The sequence below is a fragment of the Leptotrichia hofstadii genome, assembly GCF_007990525.1.
Lineage (GTDB): Bacteria > Fusobacteriota > Fusobacteriia > Fusobacteriales > Leptotrichiaceae > Leptotrichia > Leptotrichia hofstadii.
In genome coordinates this window covers 313,191-335,153 of the sequence record NZ_AP019823.1, presented here as the reverse complement: position 1 = coordinate 335,153, position 21,963 = coordinate 313,191, and the positions used below count along the sequence as shown (strand labels likewise).

The 21,963-nt window shown below is 30.8% G+C and carries 19 protein-coding genes and 1 tRNA gene; 7 read left to right on the top strand and 13 right to left on the bottom strand.

Translation table 11 applies throughout. The annotated features are described in order from the left end of the window. Positions 1 to 243: 243 nt before the first annotated feature. From yqeK to FVE77_RS01505, 5 genes are all read right to left on the bottom strand, one after another. Entirely contained in the window at positions 244 to 819 is a 576-nt protein-coding gene (gene yqeK, locus FVE77_RS01525) for a bis(5'-nucleosyl)-tetraphosphatase (symmetrical) YqeK (RefSeq protein WP_036087382.1), read from the bottom strand. 223 nt (positions 820 to 1,042) lie between these two features. Beyond that, a tRNA-Leu gene (locus FVE77_RS01520) sits at positions 1,043 to 1,128 on the bottom strand. 148 nt (positions 1,129 to 1,276) lie between these two features. Next, the gene (locus FVE77_RS01515; protein ID WP_006805748.1) at positions 1,277 to 2,383 is read right to left on the bottom strand and encodes a hypothetical protein; all 1,107 of its coding nucleotides are present in this window, start codon (positions 2,381 to 2,383) and stop codon (positions 1,277 to 1,279) included. Positions 2,384 to 2,887: 504 nt separating this feature from the next. Further along, positions 2,888 to 4,072 (bottom strand): elongation factor Tu, encoded by a 1,185-nt coding sequence (tuf, locus tag FVE77_RS01510; protein WP_026745237.1) that lies wholly within the window; start codon positions 4,070 to 4,072, stop codon positions 2,888 to 2,890. A gap of 156 nt (positions 4,073 to 4,228) precedes the next feature. Next, positions 4,229 to 4,954, bottom strand: coding sequence for a transaldolase family protein (locus tag FVE77_RS01505; RefSeq protein WP_036087380.1), 726 nt, complete (start codon positions 4,952 to 4,954; stop codon positions 4,229 to 4,231). 537 nt (positions 4,955 to 5,491) lie between these two features. Here FVE77_RS01505 and FVE77_RS01500 point away from each other — a divergent pair. Together FVE77_RS01500 and FVE77_RS01495 are read left to right on the top strand one after the other, a co-directional pair. Beyond that, positions 5,492 to 6,310 (top strand): glycyl-radical enzyme activating protein, encoded by an 819-nt coding sequence (locus tag FVE77_RS01500; RefSeq protein ID WP_026745235.1) that lies wholly within the window; start codon positions 5,492 to 5,494, stop codon positions 6,308 to 6,310. Between the two features lie 38 nt (positions 6,311 to 6,348). Next, on the top strand, positions 6,349 to 8,751 hold the full coding sequence (locus FVE77_RS01495) for a glycyl radical protein (protein ID WP_026745234.1): 2,403 nt from the start codon (positions 6,349 to 6,351) through the stop codon (positions 8,749 to 8,751). A gap of 165 nt (positions 8,752 to 8,916) precedes the next feature. Here the strand turns inward: FVE77_RS01495 and FVE77_RS01490 are convergent, their stop codons facing one another. Both FVE77_RS01490 and FVE77_RS01485 read right to left on the bottom strand, forming a co-directional pair. Then, complete coding sequence (locus tag FVE77_RS01490) at positions 8,917 to 9,666, bottom strand: DeoR/GlpR family DNA-binding transcription regulator (protein ID WP_026745233.1); 750 nt, start codon at positions 9,664 to 9,666, stop codon at positions 8,917 to 8,919. 169 nt (positions 9,667 to 9,835) lie between these two features. Continuing rightward, positions 9,836 to 12,043 carry a PTS transporter subunit IIABC gene (locus tag FVE77_RS01485; protein WP_026745232.1) on the bottom strand — a complete coding sequence of 736 codons (2,208 nt, stop codon included), beginning with the start codon at positions 12,041 to 12,043 and terminating at the stop codon, positions 9,836 to 9,838. 530 nt (positions 12,044 to 12,573) lie between these two features. Between FVE77_RS01485 and FVE77_RS01480 the strand changes: the two genes are divergently transcribed. Further along, positions 12,574 to 12,984, top strand: a complete 411-nt coding sequence (locus tag FVE77_RS01480; RefSeq protein ID WP_006805737.1) for a hypothetical protein — start codon at positions 12,574 to 12,576, stop codon at positions 12,982 to 12,984. A gap of 187 nt (positions 12,985 to 13,171) precedes the next feature. Beyond that, positions 13,172 to 14,965 carry an NAD nucleotidase gene (gene nadN / locus FVE77_RS01475; protein ID WP_026745231.1) on the top strand — a complete coding sequence of 598 codons (1,794 nt, stop codon included), beginning with the start codon at positions 13,172 to 13,174 and terminating at the stop codon, positions 14,963 to 14,965. A 63-nt stretch (positions 14,966 to 15,028) separates the two neighbouring features. On the opposite strand, the gene FVE77_RS01470 is transcribed toward nadN, so the two are convergent. After that, complete coding sequence (locus FVE77_RS01470) at positions 15,029 to 15,685, bottom strand: metalloregulator ArsR/SmtB family transcription factor (RefSeq protein ID WP_026745230.1); 657 nt, start codon at positions 15,683 to 15,685, stop codon at positions 15,029 to 15,031. Between the two features lie 291 nt (positions 15,686 to 15,976). Between FVE77_RS01470 and trxA the strand changes: the two genes are divergently transcribed. Continuing rightward, entirely contained in the window at positions 15,977 to 16,288 is a 312-nt protein-coding gene (gene trxA, locus FVE77_RS01465) for a thioredoxin (protein ID WP_006805734.1), read from the top strand. Positions 16,289 to 16,421: 133 nt separating this feature from the next. Beyond that, the gene (gene trxB, locus FVE77_RS01460; protein WP_232052944.1) at positions 16,422 to 17,384 is read left to right on the top strand and encodes a thioredoxin-disulfide reductase; all 963 of its coding nucleotides are present in this window, start codon (positions 16,422 to 16,424) and stop codon (positions 17,382 to 17,384) included. 246 nt (positions 17,385 to 17,630) lie between these two features. Here trxB and FVE77_RS01455 read toward each other — a convergent pair whose 3' ends face one another. Both FVE77_RS01455 and FVE77_RS01450 read right to left on the bottom strand, forming a co-directional pair. Further along, complete coding sequence (locus FVE77_RS01455; RefSeq protein WP_051254434.1) at positions 17,631 to 17,999, bottom strand: MliC family protein; 369 nt, start codon at positions 17,997 to 17,999, stop codon at positions 17,631 to 17,633. A gap of 18 nt (positions 18,000 to 18,017) precedes the next feature. Beyond that, complete coding sequence (locus tag FVE77_RS01450; RefSeq protein WP_026745228.1) at positions 18,018 to 18,665, bottom strand: C40 family peptidase; 648 nt, start codon at positions 18,663 to 18,665, stop codon at positions 18,018 to 18,020. Positions 18,666 to 18,900: 235 nt separating this feature from the next. Here FVE77_RS01450 and FVE77_RS01445 point away from each other — a divergent pair, with 235 nt between their 5' ends. After that, positions 18,901 to 19,722 (top strand): PhzF family phenazine biosynthesis protein, encoded by an 822-nt coding sequence (locus FVE77_RS01445; RefSeq protein WP_026745227.1) that lies wholly within the window; start codon positions 18,901 to 18,903, stop codon positions 19,720 to 19,722. A gap of 160 nt (positions 19,723 to 19,882) precedes the next feature. Here FVE77_RS01445 and FVE77_RS01440 read toward each other — a convergent pair whose 3' ends face one another. From FVE77_RS01440 to FVE77_RS01430, 3 genes are all read right to left on the bottom strand, one after another. Next, on the bottom strand, positions 19,883 to 20,773 hold the full coding sequence (locus FVE77_RS01440; protein WP_026745226.1) for a DMT family transporter: 891 nt from the start codon (positions 20,771 to 20,773) through the stop codon (positions 19,883 to 19,885). Positions 20,774 to 20,994: 221 nt separating this feature from the next. Further along, positions 20,995 to 21,402 carry an adhesion protein FadA gene (locus FVE77_RS01435; RefSeq protein WP_006805726.1) on the bottom strand — a complete coding sequence of 136 codons (408 nt, stop codon included), beginning with the start codon at positions 21,400 to 21,402 and terminating at the stop codon, positions 20,995 to 20,997. 73 nt (positions 21,403 to 21,475) lie between these two features. Then, a complete protein-coding gene (locus tag FVE77_RS01430; RefSeq protein ID WP_006805725.1) occupies positions 21,476 to 21,883 on the bottom strand; it encodes an adhesion protein FadA in 408 nt (135 codons plus the stop codon). Positions 21,884 to 21,963 lie beyond the last annotated feature (80 nt).

Here is a 21,963-nt window from a genome sequence, read left to right as displayed (position 1 = left end):
GTTCAATGTATCAAATTGTACTATTCCTCATTTAAATAACAAATATTTCATAAATTTTGAATTATACTATATAACAAGTATTTGAAACTTATTGTGATTATTATAATTTCTTATTTTTAATGAAGTTTAGTATTAATCTAAATTATAAAATTCTAGTAAAATATGCCTAAAAACTGCCAAAGTAATGCCTTTTCAGTTATATTTTAAAGCATTTTTTTAGATTAAATCTAATTTTTTTAAATTTTATGCCTGGTTGGCTATTATTGAATTTCTAAATTTTATAATATTGGGATGAATAATCGAATCCTTTGAAAGTAAATATTTTAATTTTTCCTCAATTTCAAATTTTATTGCTTTATCTAAATCAGTTTTTGCAAGTTCTCTAGCTGTTTCCACACCTTCCCAGCTTCTACCTTCCTCAATTGCATCTGAAAGATAAATAATCTTGGCAAGAGTACTCATATTTTCTTTCCCAATCGTATGGTATTTTATCCCATCCAAAATTTCCTCATCATCGATTCCAAACAATTCATAATTTTGCCGTACAAACTCAGCTCCTGCAAATCCATGAAGCACAGCTGTGGACTTCGACATCTTGTCCTCTACTTCAGGATATTTCCCCTTCGTCAAGTCAATCATAACTGACAAGTCAAAAAATTTTGCCACATCATGAAGCCAAGCCGAAACTGCAACTTTTTCCACATCAACATTATAAATCTCTGCAAGCTCTACAGCACATTTTACAACTCTTTCCACATGATTGTATCTTTTTTCATCCAAATATTTTTTTACATTTTTTCTAATTACTTCTATATTCATAATACCACTTCCCCTTATCTATAATTATTTTTAATAAACGTAAATAAACATATATTGTCTCTATTATTATACTACACCATAAAGAAAAAAACAAGAAATACAGTATTAAAGGAATTAGAATATATTTTGAAGAGATTTGAATGAAATATAAATAACTGAATAAAATAAAAAACACTCTAGGAGTGTAGAGTGCAATTTATTATGAAAAAATTTATTATATTATTGGTGCCCGAGGCCGGAGTCGAACCGGCACGATATAAAATCGACGGATTTTGAGTCCGTTGCGTCTACCAATTTCACCACTCGGGCAAACAAAATTAATGTTACTTGATTAGTATAATATATTTTTGAATTTTTGTCAACTCATTTTTTCGATTTTTCAAATTTTTTTTAACAAAAAAGAGATGAAAAAACATCTCATCCCTTTTTCTATGAATTATTCTGAATAACCAAACGATTATTTAACTTCTAAACCAACTTTTATTCCAGCTCTCAATTCATTGTATTCTCTTGTGTATTGTTCTCTGTTACTGTTGTAGTAACGTCCATCATTGTATACACCTTTAACAGTTTCTTTATTAACAACTCTATATTTAACTTCTGGGTTAATTGTTAATTTTCCTACTGCAATATCAAATCCTTTTTTGTATCCTAATCCAGTCCATACTGAAAAGTTATTTTGGAATCCATGTCTAGCTGTTTGTCTTTCCCATTCATTTTCAAGATTAACCAATCCGTAAACTCCTGCTAATGAAGGTGTATTATAGTTTGCTCCAACTACATAATCTAAGTATACAGTAGATTTTGCATCTTTTCCAGTTTCTTTTAATTTACCTTTAGCATCTCTTAGATGATTATTTAAGTTTACATAGTATTTAAAGTTTCCAGCGGCATTATCAAGTAATTTACCACCAGTTTCTAAATCAAAGTTAGCTCCCCATCCAGATACTTTTTCTTTTCTGAAATCATTACCGGCCCATGCATTATCTGCAGATTTTCCTCCAGCTTGATCAAAGTAAACTAATTGAGATTTACCTTTGAAGTTGAATCCTAACAAGTTAAGTCCAAACGCTGGTCCTACATAGAATTCATTTGATGTTCCTCTATGTCCTCCATAAACACCTTTTCCACTTGTAGATTTATATTTCCATCCTAAATCCCAAGCAGCAGTCCAATTACCTAATGTTACATCTTTGTATAATGCAATATTGTTTTCCCAAGTTTGAGATTTATCATAAGTTCCTTTGTCATTAGTTCTAGTTACATAATCAAAATCATTTCTCACTCTGTCTTGGTCATTTTGAAAGTCAAATCTTAATCCTAAGTTTCCTTCATCTACTAGTTGTAAATCTCCACCAAAAGCATTTCTCCATCTGATTTTTTCTTGATTGTCTTTTCTAAATCCAGCGATTCCTAATCCATTTCCAGTATTATTTTTCTTATCTGTGTATGATCCTCTATATTCGCTAGAGAAATGAAATTCTTTTAAAGTATCTTGACTTTTATCCGCTAAAGCGAAATTAGATACTACTGCTAATGCTAATAATCCTAATAATTTTTTCATTGTTTTTCCTCCTAAAAATAATTTTAACAAATATACATCTTAACAATTCACAGTTAATTTTAGCATAATAATATGGATTTGTAAAGTTTTTTTGAAAAAAAGTATATCTATGAAAATTTCATTAACAAAATTTAACAATCCGATAAAAAAACTTCCTTTAGAACATAGCTCCATCATCTGAACAAACTGCCCTAAAATCAATATACAAATACTATTATCAGCCTATTATTCCTGAATGTAAGATGTATAAGACATTCTAATAATTTTTTTGTTGATAATATATAAATCCAACATTTTAATAATTCCTATATTGAGTATACCTCATATTTTTAAAAAAAACAATAGCACTATGAATAAATTATATAAAAAATTTTTTATTAATTTAATCAAGTGCCTTGTTTATTATATTCTGATTATAAATATCTTAATTTATTAAAAATTTTACTAAATAATTATAAAATATTTACTATTAATATATAATGTAAGAAAGTCCTTTACAGAAAACTATTTAGTAATAGTTGCTACTACTCCTGAAGCTACTGTTCTTCCACCTTCTCTTATCGCAAATCTTAATCCTTCTTCCATTGCGATTGGGTGAATTAGTTCAACTGTCATTTCAATGTTGTCTCCAGGCATTACCATTTCTACTCCTTCTGGCAAGTTTACTTCTCCTGTAATGTCTGTCGTTCTGAAGTAGAATTGCGGTTTGTATCCTGTGAAGAATGGTGTATGTCTTCCTCCTTCATCTTTTGTCAATACGTATACTTCTGACTTGAATCCTGTATGTGGATTGATTGTTCCTGGTTTAGCAAGCACTTGTCCTCTTTCCACTTCTTCTTTCTTAGTTCCTCTTAATAATGCTCCTATATTGTCTCCAGCTTGTCCTGAATCCAATAATTTTCTGAACATTTCTACTCCTGTTACAGTAGTTTTTGTTGTTGGCTTGATTCCTACAATCTCTACTTCTTCACCAACGTTGATTACTCCTCTTTCTACTCTTCCTGTTACAACTGTTCCTCTTCCTGTGATTGTGAACACGTCTTCAATTGGCATTAGGAATGCTTGGTCTACTGGTCTTTCTGGTGTTGGAATGTAGTCATCAACTGCATCCATTAATTCCATGATTCTATCTACCCATTGAGCTTCTCCATTTAATGCTCCTAATGAAGATCCTTTGATTACTGGCACATCGTCTCCAGGGAATCCGTATTCTGTAAGTAGTTCTCTTACTTCCATTTCTACTAGTTCTAATAATTCTTCGTCATCTACCATGTCAACTTTGTTTAAGTAAACTACGATATAAGGTACTCCAACCTGTCTTGCAAGCAGGATATGCTCTCTTGTTTGAGGCATTGGACCGTCAGCTGCTGATACTACTAGGATTGCTCCATCCATTTGAGCCGCTCCTGTAATCATGTTTTTTACGTAATCCGCATGCCCTGGACAGTCAACGTGCGCATAGTGTCTTTTTTCTGTTTCGTACTCAATGTGAGCTGTGTTGATTGTAATCCCTCTTTCTCTTTCTTCAGGGGCTTGGTCGATATTTTCAAAATCAACTTTTTCAGCCAGTCCTTTTTCAGCCAATACTTTTGAAATTGCTGCTGTTGTTGTTGTTTTCCCGTGGTCAACGTGACCTATTGTCCCTACGTTTACGTGTGGTTTGCTTCTCTCGAATTTAGCTTTTGCCATTTTAATTTTTCCTCCATTTATTTTGATTTTTGTTTTTTAATAATCTATTTTTATCATTTTGATTATAGCATATTTAAAAAATAATTGCAAGCACGTAAAAAAAATGTATTAAAGCCTCTTATCAAAGCAAAAAATCTATTCTTTAATTTGAAAAAATTATAGCAAGTCAAGAAGCGTCTTTTCTCCATAAACTTTTTTCCAGTCTGAATTAAATGTATCCATGCTCCAGTCTGTGTAAGGATGATAAATTAATTTTTCAAAAACGTCTGGAGCTGCTGTTACAGATTTTGATCCAGCCAGAATAGTTTCGTGAACTTGCCTTACATTCTTAAACGAAGCTCCTAATATTTTAGGTTCAAAGATTCTTTTGTACCGTGCCAGTTTTTCTTCATCAGTCTTTTTAGTCATTTCAAGGATCTTATAGGCATCTTTTACAATTTCAATTCCATTTTCACCAATGTTGTCAGAACGGTTAATATACGGTGCCATATATTCTGCCCCTGCTTCTGCTGCCATAATTATCTGCTGTGGTGATAAAATACCTGTTGCAGTTATTTTATGACCATCTTTTGATAAAATCTTCATAGCTTTTATTCCTTCAGGCGTTACAGGAATTTTTGTATAAAAATTTTCTCCAAAAGTATCACGCAAAAGCTGTACTTCTTTTACTATTATTTCAGCTGTAGTTCCCACAGCCTGTGCATGCACAATCTTATCTTTTCCAATAATATCAAAAATATCGTTTATAATCTCTTTAAAATCTCTTTTTTCCTTGGCAATAATAGTAGGATTTGTAGTTACACCTGCTATTGGAAAAATATCACTGATTTTTTTTATACTCTCCAAATTTGCTGTATCAATAAAATATTGCACTCTCATCATCCTCTCTCTTTTTTTATTGAAATAATAATTTAATATTTTAATTAGTTTCGTTTTATTTCGATATTATTTTAATACATAATTTAAGAAAAGTCAATGCTTTTTTTCAACTTTTCTAAAAATTTTGATTGAATAATTACTTTCTTTATGTTATAATTAACATGTAAAGAAACAATCATAATATGAAAAAAACAACGACAAGGGCTAGTTCAATTTGAACTGGCTTTTTCTATTTTTATTTACATATATTTTAGTTTCTTTTCCTAAATTATTCTACATAATTAATACTATATCAAAATCGTATATAATATAATTTTTATCCTATTTCAATTTATATTCTCTTCTAAATATTTCAAATTAAAAACAACTTCAAAACTAACAAATCTATTTCTTATTTATAAATTAAATTAACTTTCACATTTTATATAAATTTTTTTATAAAACTATTGACAAATTTTCAAAAATAGGGTAAAATCGAAATATAAAGAAACAAAATGAAACTTAAGAAGCAATTTTTAAAAGAAAAGAGGTGTAGAGGATGTGAAAGCTTTGGTCACAGATATTGAAAGAGGGGCTACATTTGACGGACCGGGAATTAGAACTGTTGTTTATTTTAAAGGGTGTCCGCTTAGATGCCTGTGGTGTTCTAACCCTGAAACTCAAAAATTGGAAAATGAATTTTGGGATTATGATGGCTCTCTTTACAAAGGAAACAAAAATCCATGTTCTAGCTGTCCTGCCGTAAATTCATTGAAACAGGTTGCAAAAGACATGACACTGGAAGAAGTATTTGAAATCGTTATGAAAGATGAAAACTTTTATAGAAATTCTGGTGGCGGTGTTACATTGAGTGGTGGAGAAATACTTGTAAATTCAGCTTTTGCAATAGAACTTTTTGAAAAGTTAAAAGAAGAATATATTAACACGGCCATAGAAACGACAGGATATGGGAATTACAAGGATCTTGAAAATTTAGCAAAACTAACAGATACTGTATTATTTGATATAAAGCACTTAAATAGCCAAAAACATAAGGAATACACTTCTGTCTCAAATGAAATTATTTTAGAAAATCTTACAAAACTTTCAAAATGGCATAAAAAGATTATTATGAGATTTCCATTTATAAAAGGAATAAATGATGATGAGAAGAATATTCACGAAACAGCAGAATTTTTGAAAAAATTAAATTTACTGGAAGTAAATATACTGCCTTATCATACAATGGGACTTGAAAAATATAGAAAATTGAGAATGCCATATCCGATGAAAACACTTGAAAAACATACACAGGAAGAACTCGATAATGCTTTACAAATAATGAAAAGTTATGGATTAAAGGTAAAACTGAATGGATAAAAAATTTAAGTAAATAATAAAATTTGGAGGATAAGATAATGAGAGAATTTGTTTTAAAAAGTGAAAGAGTAAAAAAATTAAGAGAATCGGCTTTATCAAAATTTCCTGGTGTCAGTGTCGAAAGAGGAAGACTTTTGACAAAAGCATACAAAGAACATGAAGGAAAATCAAAATACATTGTTCGTGCTTATGCAGTTAAAGAAATTTTAGAAAATATGACAATATACATAAAAGATGGAGAACTTATTGTGGGAAATCAGTCTGTTGATGAAAGAACAGCACCTCTTTTCCCAGAATATGCAGTAGATTGGATTGTTGATGAAATCAAGGAAAAAGGAAACTTTGACCATAGAGACGGAGATAAATTCAGAATTCCTGAAGAAGAAATTCCTGAACTTTTGGAAATATGCGAATGGTGGCGTGGAAAAACATTAAAAGATAGAGCGCACGCTCAGATGCCACAGGAAATAAAAGAAGCTGGAATCGCAAAAATTATTCACGGTGAAGGAAATATGACTTCTGGTGACGGACATATTGTACCTGATTTTAAAAAGGTTTTGACAAAAGGACTAAAAGGTGTAATTGAAGAAGCTAAGGCTTCTATGGAAAAAGTAGACATTACAGTTTATGGCGGATACAATAAAATTGATTTCTTAAAAGCTGTACAAATTGTGGCACAGGCAACTATCGACTTTGCTCATAGATTTGCAAATTTGGCAAAGGAACTTGCTGAAAAGGAAACTGATCCACAAAGAAAAGAAGAATTACTTCAAATTCAAAAAAACTGTCTAAACGTACCTGAAAATCCTGCTCAGACATTCTGGGAAGGAGTACAGGCAATCTGGTTTATTCATTTAGTAATTCAGATTGAAAGCAACGGACATTCAGCTTCTCTTGGAAGAGTGGATCAGTATTTGTATCCTCTTTACAAAAAAGATGTACTGGAAGGCGATTTAGACAGGGAATTTGCAAAAGAAATGCTGCAATGTCTATGGGTAAAACTTTACTCTGTAATAAAAGTCCGTTCAACTTCGCATTCTGGTTATGGTGCAGGTTATCCAACTTATCAAAATGTTACAATAGGAGGATCAACTCCAAGCGGAAAAGATTCTACAAATGAATTAAGCTATCTGATTTTAGAAAGTGTCGGAGAAAATAAACTTACACAGCCAAACCTGTCAGCAAGATTTCACATAAATTCTCCAGAAAAATTTATTAGAAAATGTGCCGAAGTAGCAGCAACAGGTTATGGAATGCCTGCAATGCATACAGATGAAATAATAGTTCCTGCACTGTTAAACAAAGGCGTAAAAATTGAAGATGCCTACAATTATTCAATGGTTGGATGTGTGGAAGTTGCTGTTCCTGGAAAATGGGGATACAGATGTACAGGAATGACTTTCTTAAACTTTGTAAAAGCAACTGAACTTGTATTAAATGACGGTTATGACGCTAGAACTGGACTTCAATTGCTAAAAGCCGGAAAACTGACTGACTATGAAACTTACGATGATTTATGGGAAGCATGGAAAAAATATATGAAACACTATACAAAACTGTCTGTTGCGCTTGACGCATTGTCTGACACACATTTGGAAGAATTCCCTGACATTTTATTATCAAGCCTTATTGACGACTGTATCGGCAGAGGACTTTCCGCAAAAGAAGGTGGAGCTGTTTATGACATCATTTCAGGACTTCAAGTGGGAATTGCAAATGCTGCAAATTCACTATACGCTCTAAAAACTACTGTTTTTGATAACAAAATCTTAACAAAAGAAGAAGTTTACAATGCTCTGCAAACAAACTACGAAGGTGAAAATGGGGAAAGAATCAGAAAAATATTGTTAGAAGTACCTAAATACGGTAATGATATTGATGAAGTGGATGAATTTGCTACAAATATCTACTGGACATACATTGATGAAATTCAAAAATACCATAATACAAGATACGGAAGAGGACCAATAAACGGTGGTTATGGAGTTTCAACATCTGGAATTTCTTCAAATGTACCAATGGGAACAGTGAGCGGTGCCACTCCAGACGGAAGATACGCTTATACTCCTGCAGCAGAAGGAGGTTCTCCAACTCAGGGAACTGACACAAACGGTCCTACAGCAGTATTAAATTCTGTAAATAAATTGCCAACTCTGATGATTACAGGTGGACAATTATTAAATCAAAAATATTCACCAGAATTGGTAAATACTCCAGAACAGTTTGAAAAATTTGTAAATGTAATAAAATCATTTATAAGTTCAAAAGGATGGCATATACAATTTAACATTATTTCAGGAAAAACATTAAAACAAGCACAAGTTGAACCTGAAAAACATAGAGACATTATTGTAAGAGTGGCTGGATACTGTGCTCAATTTGTTACACTTGACAGAACTACACAGAATGATATTATTTCAAGAACAGAACAAAGAATATAAACATTTATCTTTTAGATAATTTTTATATATAAGTTTTCTCTATACAAGAAGCTAGTAATTTTAGGCTTCTTGTATTTTTTTATTTTTTATAAGGAAATTAAATTCATATTTTTTAGGTATTTACTGATATATTTGATAATTTTAAAAGAGGCATCAGCCTCTCAGTTAAATGCATTCAATTCCTATTTTTTCATACTCTTTCAGTATCTCTTCTGATACGCTCTTATCTGTTATAATTGTTGTAACATCTACCATATCACATACTTTATAAGGCATTATTACATTAAATTTATTTGGTATAATTAACGTCACAACTCTGCTTGAAGACTTTATAAACTGACGTTTTACACTGACTTCCTTTTCATAAGGGCTTGTTATTCCCATAACTGGATGAATTGCATAGGCTCCCATAAAACAAATATCTGGATAATATTCCTTTATCTGCTCCACCGCCAAATCTCCCACATTGGTCATAATCTTTTGAAACAAATTCCCTCCAACCATTATTATTTCTATATTTTTATGATTAGAAAGTTCACTTGCTATAGTAAGGCTGTTTGTAATTACTGTTAATGATAAATTTACAGGAATTGCCCTTGCAAGCTGCAAATTTGTAGTACTTCCGTCTATTGCCACTAATTGGCCATCTTTTAGAAGTTTTACTCCTTTCAATGCCAGTTCGTATTTTAATTCAGGCTCAAAATTTTCCCTTTCTGTGTAGTTCAAAGCATATCTGTTTAAAGGCAATGCTCCTCCAAAAACTCTTTTTAACAGTCCCTTTGAATCCATTTCAGCGAGATCTCTTCTTATCGTATCTTCAGAAACCGACAAATCAATCGCAAGTTCTCCAACTACAACTTTACCTTTGTTATTAAGTTTCATTAAAATTATATCTTGTCTTTCATTTTTCAGCATTTTATCATATCCAATCTTTATGTTATTTTTTATTCTATCGAATATTAGAAAATTTTTCAAGAAAAACTTTTTATAAATTTTAATTAATATCCACTAAAATTATTACGGACTACAATTCAATAATGTATATAAAAACCTCTATATTATTATAGAGGTTTAATTGAACTGATTATTTTTTAGTTATAAATATAACTGTTTCTTCTCCAGCTTTCACATTTCCAGCTTTTTCAACTTTTATACCATATTTTGCCTTGTCTACATTTAAGAAAGTTACAGGTGAAATTAATGAAATTCCTGCTTTTGTTATCGCATTTCTATCTAATGTACCAATTTTTTCGCCTTTTTTAACTGTATCTCCTATTTTCTTAAATAATTTTATACCCTCGCCATTTAATCCAGATGTTCCAAGTCCAACATGTATCAAAATATTATGTCCAAATTTATCCTGTATAATAAAGGCATGTTCTGTTGTATAAACATTTACTACTGTTCCGTCAGTTGGAGCGATTATTTCATCGCCTTCAATTTCTATCGCAAAACCATCTCCAAGAACTTTTGTATTAAAAATTTTGTCACTAATGTTTTCAATATCATAGATTTTACCTTTATATGGAGCAATTATCTGATTTATTGCCTCTAACGATTCATAATTTTCATTCACACTGTCTTCACTCAAGTTCAAAACATTCAAATCTATATTTCTTCCTGATTTTTCTTCTGCAAATGAAGCTTCCATACCGTGTTCTTTTATTTTTTCAATATATTCTGTCAAATTACTTTTAATAACTGACACAGTTGGTCCGTATACAACTTGAATTCCACTGCCTTTTTTGATAACTCCCATTGCTCCTGTACGCTTTAATGCCGCTTCATTTACTAAATCCATATTATTTACACGCATTCTCAGTCTGGTTGCACAGCACGTAACATCACCAAAATTATCAAGTCCTCCAAGTCCATCTATAATTGCTTGTGAAACTGTGTCTTCCGTTATTGCTCCTTGTTTTCTACTATCTCTCATAGTATTATAATCATCTTTTGTATATAATTTCGTATCTTCATCATCGTCTTCTCTTCCTGGAGTTTTTAAATTCCATTTTTGTATAACAAATTTAAAGAAGAAATAGTAAAGTACAAAATATATTACAAATATCGGCAATAATCTAATCCAGTGCGTTTTTGAACTTCCCGGCAAAATTCCATATAATGTGAAGTCTATTAATCCACATGAAAACGTTGTTCCTATCGCTATATCAAGTATTCTCATAAGTGCAAATGAAATTCCCGCAAAAATACAATGAACAACAAATACAAAAGGTGCTACGAATAAAAATGTAAATTCAATAGGCTCCGTAATCCCTGTAAGAAAACTTGTTAAAGCTGCTGAAAGCAGCAATCCTCCAACTATTTTCTTTTTATTTGGTTTTGCACAATGGTACATTGCAAGAGCTGCTCCTGGAAGTCCACCCATCATAAATGAATACTTCCCTGTCATAAATTTAGCCGCGTCTATGCTAAAACGTGTAGTATTTGGCGATACCAATTCTGCAAAGAATATGTTCTGTGCCCCTGAAACCATTGTTCCGTCTATCATTGCACTTCCACCCAGCCCTGTTTGCCAGAATGGAATGTACCAGATGTGATGAAGTCCAAAAGGTATCAATATTCTTTCCATAAATCCAAAAATAAATATTCCAATGTCCCCCGAACCTGTTACAACTCTTCCAATTGAGAATATTCCCTGTTGAATAACTGGCCAAATCGCAAAGGAAATAAATCCTACAACAATATAAGCAAACGTACATATAATCGGCACAAATCTAACTCCTGAAAAAAATGATATTGCCGCAGGAAGTTTTGTCTTATAAAATCTATTATGCAGAAATGCAACTCCAAGTCCTACTACAATTCCTCCAAACACTCCCATTTCAAGCGTTTGTATCCCAAGCACGGAACTTATCGCACCATCCAGCACTTTTTCCGAAACAGTTCCATCTGGCAAAATTTTGCCACTAAATACCAATAACGTTTTAATAGTCGTGTGCATTATTATAAACGAAAGTCCAGAAGAGAGCACCGCAACTCCTTTTTCTTTTTTCGCCATTCCCAATGCTACTGCCATCGCAAATATCAAAGGCAAATTAGCAAATACTGCAAGTCCAACGTTATTCATCACAGTAAGGACATAATTCATAGGTGTCCCTTGTGCAAGCAATCCATCTAAATGATAAAATGCTATTGTCTTAGGATTTGTAAATGAGGCACCTAAACCCAGCAATAATCCAGCAACTGGTAAAATCGAAACTGGCAGGAAGAACGCTCTTCCTATTGTCTGCAACGTAAGAAAAATCTGATTTTCTTTCTTGTTCTTGTTCATAACATCCTCCAAATAAAATTATAATATTAAATTTTTCAAACTGCTCTAAAATTTATATAACTTCTATATTTTGTGCCACACTATTAAAATTTTCTATCTATTTTAAAACAGTTATCTATTATTTTCAACTATTTTTATTTTCTAACCAAACATTATTTTTAGTTTCAATTAGTTTCACATAATTCCTTTTTAATATTATAACTTTAATTTTCACAAAGTCAAGCATTTTTTTGCACTTTTTAGCATGTAATTTGTAAAAATATCAAAATATTTTGATTCTTTTATCAATTTATGCTATTTTTTGCCTTTTTTCTAATTATCTAAAAAATAAACGCCTTTATTTTAGAAATATATATTTTTAGTATATTTTTTTTAATTTCAAAAAATTTATGTGCATTTTTTTAAAATCAGGTTATAATATAATGATAACATTTTAAAACTAAATTCAAAAGTTATGAACACATCATACAAAATTCTATTTTAATGAGTTGAATATAGTTTTTTGAATAAAAAAGAAAGGATGGTTATTTATGAAAAAAGTGGCAGTGTATTTATTTTTAATGGTGAGTATAGTTTCGTTTGGAAATATAAAAGATCCGTTTACAGATAAGAAATTTGACTACACTTTTAAAAATGTTCCAGAAATATTTCCAGGAGACTTTCGGTGCAGGTTTATTATAAAACAGGTATTACTTCGTTCATTTCACGAAGACAATAAACATACGAAAATGATAGATACATTTAATTCGTCTTTAAGCACTTATGGAAGAATAATACAGGAAGAAGGTTTATTTGTAAACGAAACAAATCCTATAAATGTTACCACAAAATATTATTCCAAATACTGCACAATTCCAAAGCAGGAATGGCTAAACGATTTTGGTTCTGCATCATTAAATAAATATTTTGATTTAATAAGAGAAAATTATTTAGATAAATAAATTATAATAAAGCTGCTTTAAAGCTGAATTTGAAAGTTATTATTTACTCAATCCCTAAGTTTGTTTAATTTTTACCGATTCAATTTTCAAGAAGTTTGAATATACTTAAAAATATTAAATTATTCTTGATTTTTTTTAAAGTCAGGATATAATCATATTGAAAAATAAAAAATTTTGAGGAGGAAATATGAAAAAATTAATTTTATTAGGACTCGCTGCAGCTATAAGCATATCAGCTATGGGAGCAACTAGAAAAAAAACTGCTTCAAAAAGCAAACTTTCTGCTAAAACATTGGAGCTGAATTTAATACACATTAATGATCACCATTCACATCTTGAAGAAGAAAAAATGGACTTAGTTCTTAATGGGAAAAAAGTTACTGTCAACGTTGGTGGAATGCCAAGAATGATTCAAAGAATCGCAGATTTAAAAAAATCCAGTAAAAATAGCCTAGTATTGCACGCAGGAGATGCTCTTTCTGGAACATTGTATTATACTTTGTTTAAAGGAAAAGCTGATGCGGCACTTATGAATGTAGGACATTTTGATTTATTTGCTTTGGGAAATCATGAATTTGATGATGGTAATACTGTCTTAAAAAACTTTCTTGATGAATTAAAAGTACCAGTAGTTTCAGCGAATGTTGTTCCTGATAAGGGAAGCATACTGGAGGGAAAATGGACTCCTTATGTAATTAGAAAAATAGATGGACAAGATGTTGCCATTGTAGGATTAGACGTAGTAGGAAAAACCGTCGAATCTTCAAGTCCAGGAAAAGATATAAAATTCCATGATGAAGTTGAAACAGCTAAAAAAATGGTAGCAGAACTTCAAGCCAAAGGACTTAATAAGATAATTTTCTTATCACATGCAGGATACGAAAAAAATCTTGAAATCGCTGAAAAAGTTTCTGGAATAGATGTTATTATTACGGGAGACACTCACTATCTATTGGGAGAAAGTTATACAGAATATGGATTAAAACCTGTTGCAGAATATCCTAAAAAAATAATGTCTCCAGCAGGAGAACCTGTATATGTTGCAGAAGCATGGAGCTACTCTCATCTGGTAGGAAATATGAAGGTTAAATTTAATGATAAAGGTGTAATAACTGAACTAAAAGCAGAGCCTACAATAGTTATTGGTGATAGCTCATTTGAAGTTAAAAATGATAAAGGTGAAAAAAGCGAACTTCAAGGAAAAGAAAGAGAAGATATTATCAAATATGTAAACAGCCGTAAAGATATAAAATTTGTAAAAGAAGATCCAACTGCACAGAAAGTTCTTGAAAGATATAAAAAGGAAAAGAATGAGCTTGGTAAAAAGGAAATAGGAAATATAACACAGGAAATTCCTGGTGGATCAGCAAACAGAATTCCTAATGATAAAAATCCTGAGGGATCTTTAGCTACAACACTTGTATCTGAAACAGTTCTGCATATGCTTAAAAATATGGGAACAGGTAATATTGATATGGTAATAATGAATTCAGGAGGAACAAGAATATCTTTAACTCCAGGAAAAATTTCATATGATGATGCATATACACTCCTTCCATTTACTTCCAATACAATCTATATCCTGAAAATGAATGGTGCAGAAATAAAGCAAGTAATCGAAGATTCATTGAATTTTGCTCTTGACGGAGGATCTTCAGGAGCATTCCCTTATGGAGCTGCAATAAGATTTGAGGCAACTAAGGCAGGAAGTCTTGGAACAAGAGTTAAAAAAGTGGAAGTACTTGATGCAAAAACAAATAAATGGGTTCCAATTGATGCAGGAAAAACTTATACTGTAGGAACAAATTCATATGTTGCGGCAGGAAAAGACGGATATACAACTTTTGGTAAAATTACTTCAACTCCTGGAAGAGAAGGTGTAAATACACATTTAGGTGTTGAAACAGCATTTATAAACTATGTTAAAGAGAAAAAATCAGTTGGAAGACCTGAATCTTCAAATGTAAAATTTAAATATTAAAAAAATAGAGACTGTCTCAGAATTTTTTTTGAAATAGTCTCTTTCTTATTTTTAAAATCAAACTCAAAAATTATCATATTTTTTCCAATCATAATAACTTTGATTCAAGCTGTAAGCATGAAATCCATTATCATTCAAAAATTTGGAAGCAAGATTCGCATAGGCACAGTTCCGCCCTCTGCAGTAAACAATTATTTCCTTGTTTTTAGGCAATTTTTTCAGATTTTCTTCAAGATTTTTCATTGGAATATTTATTGCGTTTTCTATATGGCTTGAATTAAATTCATCTTCTGGACGTAAATCTATTATTAAAGTTTCTTTACTTTTTACCATTTCGTAAGCCTGCTCCAAAGTAATTGGACGGATTTTCATGCAGCTGTCATTAAATTCATTGTGTATCCGCTGAATATCTGCCAGCTGCTGCTCTCCTACCCCAATCAGAAGATACACCAAGTCAATTATTTGTGTATTTGCGATTTCATAAACAACATAATTCCCCTTTTTTTCGCTAATAACTAAGTTTCCATCCTTTAAAATTTGTAAATGTCTTGAAGTGTTTGCAATGCTCATTCCCGTTTCATTTGAAATGCTCTCTACAGTTTTTGCCCCTTGAACTAGCAAATCCAATATTTCGATTCTTTTTTCACTGGACAGGCATTTTCCTATTTTTGACAATCCTGAATATAAGCTATTTTTATAATTTTGACATATTTTATCCATTTAATTCAGCTCCTTTTTACTTTCTTTATTTATACTAAACCTCTTTAAAACCAAACTTAAAAATTATTATTTTAATCTGCAAATTCACTTAACCTTGACTAGCTGGATATTAAATTTTGATATATTTTCAAAATTTTATAATAAAAGTATTGACAATTTATTTTAAATATGATAGTATTCAATTACTTAATTGAATAGTTGATTTTCTAATAGTATAACACAATTTTTAAAAAAAATGAACTATAAATTATAAACTTAATAAAATTGACTAAAGAAAGAGGTTGATGTAAAATGGCATTAAATTTAAACAAAGATAATTTTGAAAAAAGCATTGCAAATGGAGTAGCTCTAGTAGATTTCTGGGCAGAATGGTGTGGACCTTGTAAAATGCAGCTTCCTATCATTGAAGAATTTTCAAGTGAAATGGAAGGAAAAGCTACAATTGGAAAAGTAAATGTAGATGAAGAATTGGAATTGGCGCAATCTTTTGGAATCCAAAGTATTCCTACATTAATCTTATTCAAAGATGGAAAACCTGTTAAAAAATTAGTTGGATTACACTCAAAAGAATCACTTTATGAAGAAGTAAACCAAGTATTATAAAATAAAAAATACGTTATTTAAAGATATATTTATTTATAGAAAAAGTCTAGCGATTGTTTTTTCAATTTTGCTAGACTTTAATATTAAAGAAGAAACTTTGTGATTATGATCTCTTAATCATAATTTATAAAAAATGACTAAAAAAGGAATGATGAAAAATATGTATGATTCAGTAATTATAGGTTCAGGTCCAGCTGGACTGACAGCCGCAATTTATTTAAGCCGTGCAGGATTAAAAAATATAATTATAAACGGAATGGAGCCAGGTGGTCAATTGACAACAACAACGGAAGTTGAAAACTTTCCAGGATTTCCACAAGGAATTTCAGGTCCACAGCTAATAGAAGACATAAAGGCTCAATCCAAAAATTTTGGAACAGAATTTTTACAGGCTGTTGTAAAAGACATCGAAAGTATTGAAAATAATGGCAAAAAAACATTTAAATTACATTTGGATAATGGAAATATTATAGAAGCAAAAACAATAATTTTATCAACAGGAGCGAGTGCAAAGTATCTTGGAATTGAAAACGAAAAGGAAAATATCGGAAGAGGAGTTAGTGCATGTGCCACTTGTGATGGATTTTTCTACCGTGGAAAAGATGTTGTTGTAATTGGCGGTGGAGATACTGCGATGGAAGAAGCTGTCTTTTTAACAAAATTTGCCAGCAAAGTTACAGTTATTCACAGAAGAGATACGTTACGCGCTTCAGCAATTATGCAAAAAAGAGCAAAAGACAACAGCAAAATCGAATGGAAACTAGACTACACTCCAAAAAAAGTACTGGCTGATGAAAAAGTTACAGGAATAGAGCTTATAAATAACAAAACAGGCGAAACTGAAACTTTAACAGCAGATGGAATTTTTGTAGCAATCGGAAGAACTCCAAATACAAAATTTCTTGAAGGGAAAGTAGAGATTGACGAAAGAGGCTATATTGTAACAAAAGGAAAATCTTCCAAAACAAGCACTTCTGGAATCTTTGCAGCAGGAGATGTTCAAGATGGCAGATACCAGCAGGCAATTATCGCGGCAGGAAGCGGAGCCATTGCAGGGCTTGATGTGGAAGAATATTTAAGAGAAAATGACTTATAATTTTTAATCTCTAAAAAATAAAATATAATTTTAAATATCACTATATACCTTTGCTGCAAGATAAGAATTTGCGGCAATGAACAATTCTACAAAATAAAGATAGTAAAAACTACTATTAAGCATTCACTATTTAAATGAGAAGTAGTATAAAAAATAAACATTTGCATCAAAATAAAAAAGGAATTGTCTCTTTTTGCTTAGAAGAAATAATTCCTTATTTTATTTAATTTTTTATACACCTGCAATTTATTTTAAACCTTCACAAAAAATACTGTTTCCGTTTCGTGTAAGTATCGCCTCATTGCCCTTTATATGAATATCGGTATTCTTTCCATCGCTGTATCTGGATCCGCTGGCAGCCACGACCTGATCCATTACAAGTTTAGCATTGGTTGACACTTCTACCAATTGAATCTTATCATTCGTAATATAATTTACAGTATATTCTTTTTTGCTGCATTTAAATTTCTGAGAATAAATGGCTTTACGTTTAATTTTTATCACAGGATATTTTCTTTTAGTTATTTTATGTTTACTTGCCGAAATTCCATTTAATGAGAATCCAAATAACAATGCTCCTGTTAAAAGTATCACTAATTTTCCAGTTAATTTCATAAACCCTCACTTCCTTATTTATGCATTATGAGCTCTTACTCCGTACTTAAAATATTTTCTCCAATATGGGCTTTTTAACGAGGACATTACTACGCCTTTTGAAGATGAAGCATTTATGAACAATGAATTTCCAACATAAACAGCTGTATGGCTTGTTCTGTTACCAGGTCTGAAATAAACGATGTCTCCTGATTTCAAGTTTTTCGCAGAAACTCTTGTCCCCTGCTTTATCTGCTGTTGTGAAACTCTTGGAAGTTCCTTGTTAAAAGCTTCACGGTAAACTCTACGTGTTAAGGCTGAACAGTCAATTCCACTTTTAGAATCTCCTCCCAAAGCATACCTTGTCCCCCTCCATTTGCTGTATGAAGTTAAAAGCTTTCTTTCTACAGCCGCTTTCTTTCTCTCTTGAGTCGAACCTGAAGCCATGGCTTTAGTATGTCTTTGTCTTAATTCTGACATTTTTGTTTCAATAAGTTCATTTTTATTTTTTGAAGAAACAGCATAAATTCCAGTATTGTTTCCACTGTGACTCTTTCTATTTTTTACAGGTTTGTGAGACGTTTTTGATTTGTCAACTTTTTTAGTTTTTGATGTTTTCGCATGTAGATTTGAACCTACAAAAGCAGATAACATACATACTGCTGTTAAAAACTTGTTTTTTCTCATATATTTTTTATTCCTTTCAAAATTAATTTTCAATTGTAATATTTTTATGTGTATCAATTGTAACATTAATTTTAAGAAAAGTAAATTAACTAAAAATAAAATATAATTTAATTTTGAAAAAACAAGAAAATTTGAATATCATAAATTGCAATATTAACCAAAATAAAAATTTTATAGAAAAATATTCTAAAATCTGTTAAAATAAACAAAATTAATTTGAAAGGAAACCAATATTATGAAGCAATATATAATTGACGCTTTTACAGACAAAGTTTTTTCAGGGAATCCAGCCGCAATCTGTATTCTAGACGAATGGCTTTCTGACGAAAATATGCTTTTAATAGCAAGGGAGAACAATTTGTCCGAAACAGCCTTTGCAGTAAAAGGAGAAGGAAATCACTATAAATTACGCTGGTTTACGCCAGGCGGTGAAATTGATTTATGTGGACACGCCACGCTTGCCTGTGCTTTTGTAATTATGAATTATTATGAAAGAAGTGTAAAAACTGTAATTTTTGATACATTGAGCGGAAAATTGACTGTAAATAGAAAAAATAGAGATTTATATGAGCTTGATTTTCCTGCTTATGATTTGAAAAAAGTTGAAATAACTGATGAAATAGTAGAATTAATCGGGAAAAAACCAATTGAAGCATATCTAGGACGAGATCTAATGTGTGTATTTGATGATGAAGAGTTTATTTTAAGTGCAGATTTAGATTCGGAAAAAATTAAAAAACTTGATGGATTATTACTGCATATTACTGCTCAACATAGTAATTATTCTTTAAATTCTAAAATAAAAAATACAACTGATAAAATAGACTGTATTTCCCGTTCCTTTGCTCCTAAATTAAATATTTACGAAGATCCTGTCTGCGGCTCTGGGCACTGTCATATTGCTCCTTACTGGATGGCAAAACTGCAAAAGGAAAATTTAATCGCTTATCAGGCTTCAGAGCGAAACGGAACACTTTATTGCACTCTAGCAGATGATGGAAGAATAAAAATGAGTGGAAAAGCAGCTTTATTTGCAATTTCAGAAATTTTCATATAGCAAAATGTTTTTTAAAACTTTACTCACAAATTACGATAGACTACTCAAACCTCAAGTTTTATAATTTTTTACTATTCTATTTGAATCGAATTTTACTTATAAAATAAAAGAGGGGAAAATTCTCCCCTCAAAGCATTTTTTTATCAGAATTCAATAATTTCTACAATCTCTTTTCCAAAATAAAAATTGAGACAAATACTAATACAAAACCAACTATTTCAATAAAAGAAAATCTTAATCCAAAAATAGCAACTGATAATATCGCTGCAAGTACAGGCTCAAAAGCAGTTAAAATTCCTGCAAGGGAAGAGGAAATATAATTTAGGCTTGCAATGTAAATTAAATAGGCTATGGAAGTTCCTAAAATTACAACGATTATTACCTGTATCATTGATTTTGCATTTACATTTCCTTCAATTTTCCAAATAGGGTGAATAACATTTGAAATTATGCTACCTATTATCATTCCCCATCCAACTACTGTAATACTTCCATATTTTTTCAAAAGTTTTTTTGGATATGTTGAATAAAAAGCTATCATAATTGCTGAAATTACTCCTAGCAGCAACGCTTCTAGTGAAACTGACAAATTTGAAAAGTTTCCTTTAGTCGCAATAAATACAACTCCTAAAATTGTCATAAACAATAGAATAACAGTTGAAACAGCTGGAACTTTTTTATTTTTTATAGATTCATAAATAAATATAAAAAATGGTGCGGTAAACTGTAAAATTGTTGCAAATGAAACATTACTTAATTCAATTGTCTTAAAATATGTATACTGAACTAAGTACATTCCCGCTGTTCCAAATAAAATTATTCCAGCACAATCTCTCTTATTTTTCAATGGCTTTAAAACAGATTTTTTTTCAATAAAAATAACAATTAAAAACAGTAAAATTCCAGAAATTAATGTTCTAGTCGAAACTAGCCAGTCTGATGAAAAATTAAACTTTTTGAAAAGAATTTCACCAGAAATTCCTGAAATAGCCCACAGGCTAGAAGCTAAACTAGCTAATAACATTCCACGTAACTTTATTTTTCCTTCCAATCATATTCCTCCCTTCAATTAAATAATTTTTCTATAAATATTGAGTGAAAATCTTGTCAAATCAAGAAAACTTTTTTAAATCCAATTTAAAAATTAACAGTATTTCCCATTTAAATAAGGTTTAGTATAAGAACCTAAAACTTAAATATAATTTCTAAATCACAAAAAAAAATGCCTCTTCAAATAATTTGAAAAAGCATCTTTTTTATATTAAGTCAGGATTACTGTCTTAAAGATTTAATTAATTCATAGTTATCGATAGCTTGTTGTTCTCTAGCTATTTCTTTGTCTAATTGATTTCTTAAGTTTTTGTATTCAGCAATTTTTGATTTAAATTCTTTTCCAAAGATGCTAGTTTCTGCATTTGCTTCAATTTCAGCAATTCTTTGATCGATTTTTGCTTGCATTGCTGTGTAGTTATTTAATCTTTGAACAGCTGCATTTGCTTGTGCTTCCTGTTCTCTGAATTTTGCATCTTCCATTTGTTGTAATCTGCTTAATTGATTTTCCAAGTTGTTTAAGCTGTTTTCAATTGATCCTCCTGCTGGTCTAGCTGCTTTTGCAGGTGCTGCGAATGAAACGCTGCTTAATACTAAAACTCCTAATAATACTGCTAATTTCTTTTTCATTTTTTATCCACGAGAACTAGATATTTATTTTTAAATTTATTCTCGTATCTCCTTTCATTTATTTTGATTTAAATTAATATCCTTTTAATGCTTCAATAGCTGCGAAATTTTCAACTGTTGCTCTTAAAGATTTGATTTCTGTATCTAAAGATTTTGCTACAGCTTTATATTGTTTTGCCAATTCAGCGTATTGCGCTTTAAAAGCTTTTGTTTCAGAAGCTGCTTCAACTTTTGAGATTCTTTCTTCCAATTGAGCTTTTTGAGCTTCTTTTTCAGCTAGCTTGCTAGCTGCTGCGTCAGCATTTGCTTTTAATTTGTTATACTCTTGATTTTCCATATTTACTAATCTTTCATATTCTGCTTCAAGCTGATTAAATCTACCTACCACTGTTTGAGCTGATGCTGTTTTTGAAGATTTTGCAGAAGCAGCTGAGAATGATAAAGCACTCAAAAGTACAAATAAAATTCCAACTTTTTTCATTATTTTGCCTCCTAAATTAGTTATCTGTTTTAATTATCTTTTATATTATATATCATTTATTAATAATTGTCAATTTTTAT